Source organism: Metabacillus malikii (assembly GCF_030813355.1).
Lineage (GTDB): Bacteria > Bacillota > Bacilli > Bacillales > Bacillaceae > Metabacillus > Metabacillus malikii.
This window is the reverse complement of the sequence record NZ_JAUSUD010000050.1, coordinates 1-8,368: the sequence shown is the minus strand read 5'-3', so window position 1 is coordinate 8,368 and position 8,368 is coordinate 1. Positions and strand designations below refer to the sequence as shown.

10 protein-coding genes are annotated in these 8,368 nt (G+C 33.9%); 2 read left to right on the top strand and 8 right to left on the bottom strand.

Annotated features, from left to right (window positions below; all coding sequences use genetic code 11):
- Positions 1-117 precede the first annotated feature (117 nt).
- From rpmG to J2S19_RS23375, 3 genes are all read right to left on the bottom strand, one after another.
- Complete coding sequence (gene rpmG, locus J2S19_RS23385; RefSeq protein ID WP_136353196.1) at positions 118-267, bottom strand: 50S ribosomal protein L33; 150 nt, start codon at positions 265-267, stop codon at positions 118-120.
- 108 nt (positions 268-375) lie between these two features.
- On the bottom strand, positions 376-1,563 hold the full coding sequence (locus J2S19_RS23380; RefSeq protein WP_307347234.1) for a glycosyltransferase family 4 protein: 1,188 nt from the start codon (positions 1,561-1,563) through the stop codon (positions 376-378).
- Positions 1,556-1,969, bottom strand: coding sequence for a hypothetical protein (locus J2S19_RS23375; RefSeq protein WP_307347232.1), 414 nt, complete (start codon positions 1,967-1,969; stop codon positions 1,556-1,558). The genes J2S19_RS23380 and J2S19_RS23375 overlap by 8 nt, the downstream gene beginning before the upstream one ends.
- A gap of 174 nt (positions 1,970-2,143) precedes the next feature.
- Here J2S19_RS23375 and J2S19_RS23370 point away from each other — a divergent pair, with 174 nt between their 5' ends.
- Together J2S19_RS23370 and J2S19_RS23365 are read left to right on the top strand one after the other, a co-directional pair.
- Complete coding sequence (locus J2S19_RS23370; RefSeq protein ID WP_307347228.1) at positions 2,144-2,503, top strand: hypothetical protein; 360 nt, start codon at positions 2,144-2,146, stop codon at positions 2,501-2,503.
- On the top strand, positions 2,500-3,051 hold the full coding sequence (locus J2S19_RS23365) for a hypothetical protein (protein WP_307347225.1): 552 nt from the start codon (positions 2,500-2,502) through the stop codon (positions 3,049-3,051). Before J2S19_RS23370 ends, J2S19_RS23365 begins: the two co-directional genes overlap by 4 nt.
- Before the next feature lie 80 nt (positions 3,052-3,131).
- On the opposite strand, the gene phoU is transcribed toward J2S19_RS23365, so the two are convergent.
- The 5 genes from phoU to J2S19_RS23340 form a co-directional block, all read right to left on the bottom strand.
- Positions 3,132-3,797 carry a phosphate signaling complex protein PhoU gene (gene phoU / locus J2S19_RS23360; protein ID WP_370875196.1) on the bottom strand — a complete coding sequence of 222 codons (666 nt, stop codon included), beginning with the start codon at positions 3,795-3,797 and terminating at the stop codon, positions 3,132-3,134.
- A gap of 96 nt (positions 3,798-3,893) precedes the next feature.
- Positions 3,894-4,721, bottom strand: a complete 828-nt coding sequence (gene pstB / locus J2S19_RS23355; protein WP_307347223.1) for a phosphate ABC transporter ATP-binding protein PstB — start codon at positions 4,719-4,721, stop codon at positions 3,894-3,896.
- Positions 4,722-4,741: 20 nt separating this feature from the next.
- On the bottom strand, positions 4,742-5,626 hold the full coding sequence (gene pstA, locus J2S19_RS23350) for a phosphate ABC transporter permease PstA (protein ID WP_307347220.1): 885 nt from the start codon (positions 5,624-5,626) through the stop codon (positions 4,742-4,744).
- 2 nt (positions 5,627-5,628) lie between these two features.
- Entirely contained in the window at positions 5,629-6,534 is a 906-nt protein-coding gene (gene pstC / locus J2S19_RS23345) for a phosphate ABC transporter permease subunit PstC (RefSeq protein ID WP_307347239.1), read from the bottom strand.
- A 175-nt stretch (positions 6,535-6,709) separates the two neighbouring features.
- Positions 6,710-7,708, bottom strand: a complete 999-nt coding sequence (locus tag J2S19_RS23340) for a PstS family phosphate ABC transporter substrate-binding protein (protein ID WP_307347217.1) — start codon at positions 7,706-7,708, stop codon at positions 6,710-6,712.
- Positions 7,709-8,368: the final 660 nt, after the last annotated feature.

Below are 8,368 nucleotides of genomic sequence, written 5' to 3'. Positions count from 1 at the left end.
TGTTACTGGTAGAATTAGGAAACTACAGTAAGTGTGTTTGAGTTGCCCAAAAACTTGAAAAAAGTATTTGACATTGTACGCTAAACAATAAAAAAACAGTAGGATAACCTCCTACTGTTACTTTGTTTCGCGATGTAGAGTCATTTTTTTCTCTCTTGAGCAATATTTTTTAAGCTCAAGACGATCTGGATTATTACGTTTATTCTTTTTAGAAATATAGTTACGATCGCCACAATCAGTGCAAGCTAATGTAATATTTACACGCATGTTTCTTTCCCTCCAAACATAAAAAACTTATAACAAATCAGACTTTAATATAATATCACTTTTATCGAACAAATTCCACATCATTTTCATTTATTTTAACAATGTCATCTAATGATATGATAATTTAAGCAGCTTTTTATATACCAATACTGTTTTTTTAATAGTTTGTTTTATATGATATACATTATGTACTGCCTCATATCCATTCAATATTATGTCGTTATAAGCATCAGGATTCTTTAGAAAATCTTTTAATTTTTCATTTAGTGCATATTTAGACAAATCATTTATTAAAATCCCTTTGTTTTCACTTAAGACCTCTGATAGGCCACCAACGTTAAACGCCATAACTGGTTTTGAGACAGCCATACCTTCTAATGAGATTATACCAAATGGTTCATATAAGCTAGGTACAACCAATAATTTACAGTTATTCAATAAAATATTTCTTTCTGTCCCATTAACAAAGCCAGTGAACATCACCCTATCTTGTATATGGAGATCTTTTGTTAATTGAACAAGCTGATTATAGTAGGGTCCGTCTCCAGCTATAATAAGTTTATAATCTATATATTCATTAGCAAGGTCAGCATATGCTTCAATTAATAGATGAAATCCCTTTTCCTTTACTAACCTTCCCATTGCTAGTAGATATGGTTTCTGCAGCTGCAACTTTTTTATATGACTAATTTGATTTATCGTTATTTTATAATTGGCAGGAATTACTCCATTCGGGATTACTTCAATATTATCGTGTCTGCTTTCTATTAAATCTTTCATATAGTGACTACAAACAATAATATAATCTGCCTGACTTATTAGTTTGTTCTCATACTTCGTAATTTTTTCAATTAATGGCGAACATTCTCCTAGCTTTCTCTCCTTTTCTGTTGAGTGTATTGTCGCAAGTAATGGTTTACCTGCCATTTTCTTTATCTCAATTCCAGAAATTCCTGTTAACCAATCGTGGACGTGTATAATATCGTAATGGAGGTTTAGTTCGTTACTTATAAATTTAATATATCGAAAGTTTAAATTTAGCAAGTGCTCAAAGAAATCAGATGAATTTTGATGGTACGAAACGAGCCGAAATATATGTGCGCCATGATGATAAGTATATGTCTCGGTTCCTGTTAAAGACGGTGTAACTACAATATATTTGACTGCATTACTTCCTATATTAATTAAATCGCTCACATGTCTTCCTAAACCGCCGATAAGAGATTCCGAATATTCAGTTGTTAAAAGTAGAACCGTGATTTCAGTTGTCTTTCTTATAGTCTCAACTTTATTCATAGACAGTATACGCAGAAAATATACTCTGCCAATCCTTTAGTAATTGTTGACTAGATTGTTTCGTTCTCCTAACTAGTTTTCTAGCTATAACAATATCTACATTTTGCGAATTACATATGATAAACTCACAATTCGCAATATGATTTGAATAGTTAATTGACAGTACACCTTTAGCTCTATTGATAGGATATATTTTAGACTCGGTATTGTCAGTAAAATTAATAATAATTCTTTTATATAAATCATCTTTATCTTCTTCTAATAAGCTAGATAGCAATTCCGATGTGCTAGGTGAGATACTCCAGGAAATGAGAAGAGCATTTGGATAAGAAATTATTTCTAAATGATCCTCATAATTTGGAGAATTACCTCGAAATATATATGGATGTTGTTCAGTATGTTTCATTTCTAAGTCTCTCCTTTTCTATTATATCTATCATATCATGTGCGAAAGATGAATACTTGATTGTCCAGTCGTTAAATTTCGGCAAAAACCTACAGATTGTGAAAAAGTACTGTTTAAAGAACGAAAATTATGTTATAAAGATTAAAGGGAAATAATCTAAGAAGGTGATAATATATGAATGTGATGATTATTATTTTATTTATCATAAGCATCGTGCTCCTAGGTATCTCGTTTTTCCAACGTGACAACGTAAAGGAACTTGAACAAGAACTCGACCATTTACAATTGTCAGCGATGCAGGAAATTTATAAACTTAAGAAGAAAATGAGGGTTGTTGAAGAAGAGCTGTTACAAACTGACGCTCCATTAAAAGATGACACAACAGCCGACAATCAAGACAATCAAGTTAATTCGTCACGTATTCTCGCTAAGTATCGCCAAGGTATGTCTCTAGAAGCTATTGCATTATCTGAAAGTACTACTGTTAAAGAAGTACGTGCAATTGTTAATGAGAATGAGAGGGCATTAACATGAGTAAAGCACGTGTTCAAGCATTTGCAGCAGGAATGATTGTGGCTACCTCACTACTTGGCGTTACTTACTATCTATCAGATAAACAAACAGATAATACTAAAAAAGAAATTACTGAAAAAGAAGTAGATACCTTTTTAACTGAAAAGGGAAAAATGTCTATAGATACTGTAGAGTATGAAGAATACTTAGCAACGAAAGATACAGCTAACCAAGAAAAGGAACCAGCAGAAACACCAAAAGAAAATAGTACACCTGCTAAGGAAGAGACTCCTCCTCAAGCGGAAACTCCAGCTAAGGAAGAAACTCCTCCTCAAGAAGAAGCACCGGAGAAAAAAGAAGAAGAGAAGAAATATACATTAACAATATCTGAAGGCATGACAACAAGTGCAGTTTCGGATTTACTTGAACAAAACGGAATTATTGAAGATTCGTTTGAATTCTCCCAATTCCTAATCAAAAACAATTATCATCAAAGAGTACAATTAGGTACATTTGAAGTGAAAAAAGGTATGGATTATAATCAACTTGCACAAGCAATTACAAAATAATGAAACAAAAATTGAGCCAACGTGTAATATACACGATTGGCTTATTTTTTTGATGAATAATATAATAACACTTATTTATTCTAGCTATTTAAATCATACCGTTGACCTTTTACAAGGTACATAATACTTTCAGAAATATTCGTTGTATGGTCAGCGGTTCTCTCAATATATCGACAAATAAATAATAGCTGAATTAATTGTTGTGAATAGTTTTTTTTCGTTTCCATTAGTTCGAGGATTTCTATAATGGTTTCACCATATAAATCATCCACCTGGTCATCCATATCTGCGACTTGCTTCGCTAAAACAATATCTTCGTCACAAAAGGCTTTAAGAGAAAGTGAAAGCATCTCTGTAGCTATCTTATGCATTTTTTTAATATGTATAATCGGTTTAACTAAAGGCTCATCTCCAATCCTAATTGTAGACTTCGCTATATTCACAGCAAAATCTGCCATTCTTTCAATATCACTAGCTATTCTTATTGTCACTATAATACGCCTTAAGTCAATCGCAACAGGTTGTTGTTTTGCAATAAGGATAATAGCTAAGTCATTTATTTCCTCATCCAAATCATCAATTCTAGAGTCCTCACTAATAACACGCAATGCCTCTTCAATATTTTGCTTTTCTAATGCATGGATGGATTTACTAAGAGCTGCCTCTGTTAAACTACCTATTTCAATTAACTTATCTCTCAATCTTTTTTGATCAATTTCGAAACGCCCTCTAATACTAATATTCATTACCTCCTAAATTCAATTAATTTTTATCTGCCCGCAAAGCGAAAAATTATATATACAAAAAATCGTGCATGTCCAAGATGCACGATTTTTTGTATATTAACCGAATCGACCAGTTATATAATCTTCTGTTCTTTTATCATTTGGATTTGCAAAAATTTTATCTGTTTCATCAAATTCAACAACTTCCCCATTTAAGAAAAATGCTGTTTTATCTGATATACGAGCCGCTTGTTGCATATTATGAGTAACGATAATAATACTGTAGTCTTTTTTTAAGTCTTGAATTAACTCTTCTACTTTTAATGTTGAGATCGGGTCAAGTGCTGATGTTGGTTCATCCATTAAGATAACATCCGGCTCTATAGCTAGGCATCGCGCAATACATAAACGCTGTTGTTGTCCACCAGAAAGTCCGTACGCATTTTCCTTTAATCGGTCTTTAACCTCATCCCAAATTGCTGCACCGCGTAAACTTCTCTCGACAATTTCATCCAGAATCTTTTTATCTTTTATTCCATGTATTTTAGGTCCATACGCAATATTATCATATATTGATTTAGGGAATGGATTTGGTTTTTGGAAAACCATGCCTACACGTGTTCTTAAAGCTTCTACTTTATAACTTTTTTCTAATATGCTGCTTTCCCTATAACGGATATCACCTGAAATACGAACGACAGGGATTAATTCAACCATTCTGTTTAACGTTTTAATAAAAGTAGATTTCCCACAACCAGATGGACCGATGATTGCAGTTACTTCATTTTCATATATTGAAAGGTTTATATTTTTTAATGCATGGTCATCACCGTACCATAGGTTTAAGTCTTTTGTATTATAAACAACACTTTTCGCTGACACTTGCTTTTCTTCTTTATTCAAAGTCGTTACATTAATATTTTTTTTATCTGTTATAACTGCCATAGTTTAAAAACCCCCAGAAATTAAAATCTATTTTGAAACTTATTTCTAATATAGATTGCAATTGAATTCATTAAGAATAGAACAATTAAAAGAACAACAATTGTAGCTGCAGCCAAGTTTGCGTACTCCGCAACAAGTGCTGAGTCAACAGTCCAATAATAAATTTGCATTGGTAAAACTGTAAACTTATCAAAAATTCCATCTGGAAGTGGAATTAGTAATGCTGGAATACCAATAACAACAAGTGGAGCTGTTTCACCTATAGCTCTGGAAAGTGATAAGATTAGACCTGTTAAAATACCAGGAAGTGCTGCTGGTAATACAATGTTTTTAATTGTTTGCCACTTAGTTGCACCCATACCATATGAAGCCTCTCTTAGGTACTGTGGTACAGCACGAATAGCTTCCTGACTTGCTACTACTACGATCGGTAGGACTAGTAAGGACATGGTTAGACCACCTGCTAAAACAATATTTCCTAATTCGAAGCTACGTACGAATACAGTCAATCCTAAGATACCGAAAACAACAGATGGAACACCGGCTAAGTTAGAAATATTCGTTTGAATAATAGATTTTAATTTTCCATTCTTTGCATACTCTTCCAAGTAGATAGCTGTACCTACCCCTAAGAACATTGTAACAGGAGCAACAACTACCATTAACCATAATGTACCTGCAATTGCACCCATGATTCCTGCTCGCTCTGCAGTTGTTGATAATTTACTTGTAATAAATTGAAAATCAATCCAGCCAAGACTATCTGAAAATACTCTATAAATTAATGTTAATAACACAACAATCCCAAACAGCGTCGCTAAAAAGAATATTGCTTTTGCTGTATTATTTGTTAACAACCGTGACCCCATCTTCTTCTCTACTTGTTCAACATCTACATATCTCATAATTAATACTCCTCCCTATATTTACGAGAAATATACTGAGCAATGAGATTCATAATTAGTGTGAATACAAATAATGTCATTGCTACAGCGTATAGACTGTAGTATATAGTTGAACCAGCTGGAGCTTCTCCTCCTGTTACTTCAACGATGTATGCAGTCATCGTTTGCATTGATTGTGTAAGGTCAAAAGTGAAGTTCTTATTACTACCACTTGCAATTGCAACGATCATTGTTTCACCAATAGCACGTGAAATTCCTAAGACAAATGAGGCAATTACACCAGACATAGCTGCTGGAATAACGACTTTCCAAGTAACCTCAAGTTTAGTTGAACCTAGAGCTAGAGCACCTTCACGCATTGAGTTAGGAACTGAACTCATCGCATCCTCAGATAGTGAAGCTACCATTGGTATTATCATGATACCCATAACAATTCCTGGACTTAGAATATTTGTTGGATCTAAGCCTGGAATAAATGATCTTAATAATGGTGTTACAAATGTATATGCAAAGAAACCATATACGATAGTTGGAATACCTGCCAAAATTTCAAGGATTGGCTTTAATATTCTCCGAACTTTATCAGATGCATATTCACTTAGAAATATAGCAGCCATTAAACCTATAGGTATGGCAACAAACATAGCAATAACAGATGAATAAATTGTCCCCATTAGTAATGGTAATACTCCAAATTGTGCCTCATCACCTAATGGTTTTAATATTGTTCCTGAATAAAAATCTAGAAATGGAACATCTTTGAAAAAATTAATTGTTTCTGTCAAAAGTGTAATAACAATACCGAGAGTTGTTAAAATCGAAATTGCGGCAATAGTTAATAAAAATTTAGGAATAATTTTTTCTGTGACAGAAGTTAGATTAGTAGAGCTTCTCTTTTTTTCTATCATGTCACGTATGCTTACTTTATTATCCAAGATCGAAAACCCCTTTCATCCTCCAAGGTTTATTAGAGGTGAAAAATTTAGTAGATTTTATATTAGAGGTAATATAAGAGTAGATGAGAAGCTAAACTTCTCATCTACTCCTCATCTTCTTACATTTTGAAAAAAGCAATTAGGATGATTATTTTAATCCTTCAAGGTAGCTAATAGATTCTTGAATTACATCATCTTTTAATGGTGCAAATCCAGTTTCAGATGCTACAGTTTGAGCGTTTTCCATCGTGTAGATTGCATAATCAAGAACTTGTGGCTTTTCTTTTGCCATCCCAACATTTAAATATGTAAATACTGGGCGAGTGAATGCTTTATAACCAGCAGCGTCATCTAAACCGATTGTATCTAAACTTGGAGCAACTGGACCATTACCAAAATCAACACTTACAGCATTTAGCTTATCTTTATTACTTTCGTAGTAACCATATCCAAAGAATGCAATTGCATTTTTATCCTTTGAAACAAGATCTACAAGTGTAGAGTATTCTTGTTGTAAGTTAACACTGTCAACAAAGTCTTTTTCTTCCATAATTGTTTCAAACATAAATTCGTTTGTACCATGGTTTTCGTTAGGACCCATTGGTTTAATTTCCTCAGCTGGCCATTCTGGGTTAATATCAGACCATTTTGTTACTCCGCCTTCAGCTAGGAAAATCTTTACTACTTCTTCTTGAGTCATTTCAGTTGCCCAGTCATTATCTTTGTTAATAACGAATGTTAAGCCATCAAGTGCAACTTGGAATTCTTTGTACTCAATACCTAATTCTTCAGCTTTAGCAACTTCTTCATCTTTAATTTCACGTGATGCATCATTAAAATCAGTTCCGTTTTCCTCTACAAGGAACTTTTCAAAACCAGCAGAAGTACCTGCGCGGCTTACTTCTACAGAAACCTCTTCATTTTCTGTCATGTAGTTTTCCGCCATTTTTGACATGAAAGGATAAACTGTACCAGAGCCATCAATTACTACGCTTCCTTCTAAAGCAGCTTCTTCTTTTTCTGTTTTCTTATCATCTGAACCAGTATTTGTATCCTCTTGTGTAGATGCCCCACTGCCACATGCAGCTGAGAATACTACTAAAAATCCTAATACCAAGAATAATACTAAACTCTTAAATTTTTTCATTACCATATTCCCCCTAAAGAGTGTTTTTTGTTTTGTCCTACGAGTAATAGAATAACTCTTGAGTATTAATGACGTTTTAAGTAATTGTAAAGGTTTTGTAAATTCGTGGTGGAGTTTGTCATAATTTGTTTAACAAATATTAATATTTATGAAACTATTCATAAGTATTTATTACGTTTGTAACTAAAGCGCCCGTTAATATCAAAAACCTATAACTATCTTAATGCTCTTACAATCATTATCATCTCACTGTTTAAAAAATATAGGCTGTTATCGTAGACATTGTTGCTTTATACATAGTTGGCGTTTTGGGTTGGTCTTCGCTACAGTACTCACGGGCAGCGGGTTGGGTGGTGAACCTCATAACTCCTTGCAGCTACCTGCTATCAAGCTTCAGGTCATCTCCCTATGATAAGCTATCATCGATTCGCCATTCGGCTCAACGTGATTCCTTTGGTCTTAGTTGATGCCCCTCTGAGTTTGTACGTCAATGGGCAAGCCGCCTACGATTTTCGTACTCCTCAGCGTAAAACTCCTGCTCACGTCTCACCTATCCCACGCATCAGGTCGAGTAAGTGGGAACACAAATCCAGTCTTTTTTGTATTTGTGCCTCACTCCTCACAGAACCGTGCGTGCAGTATTACCGCACACGGCTCTTC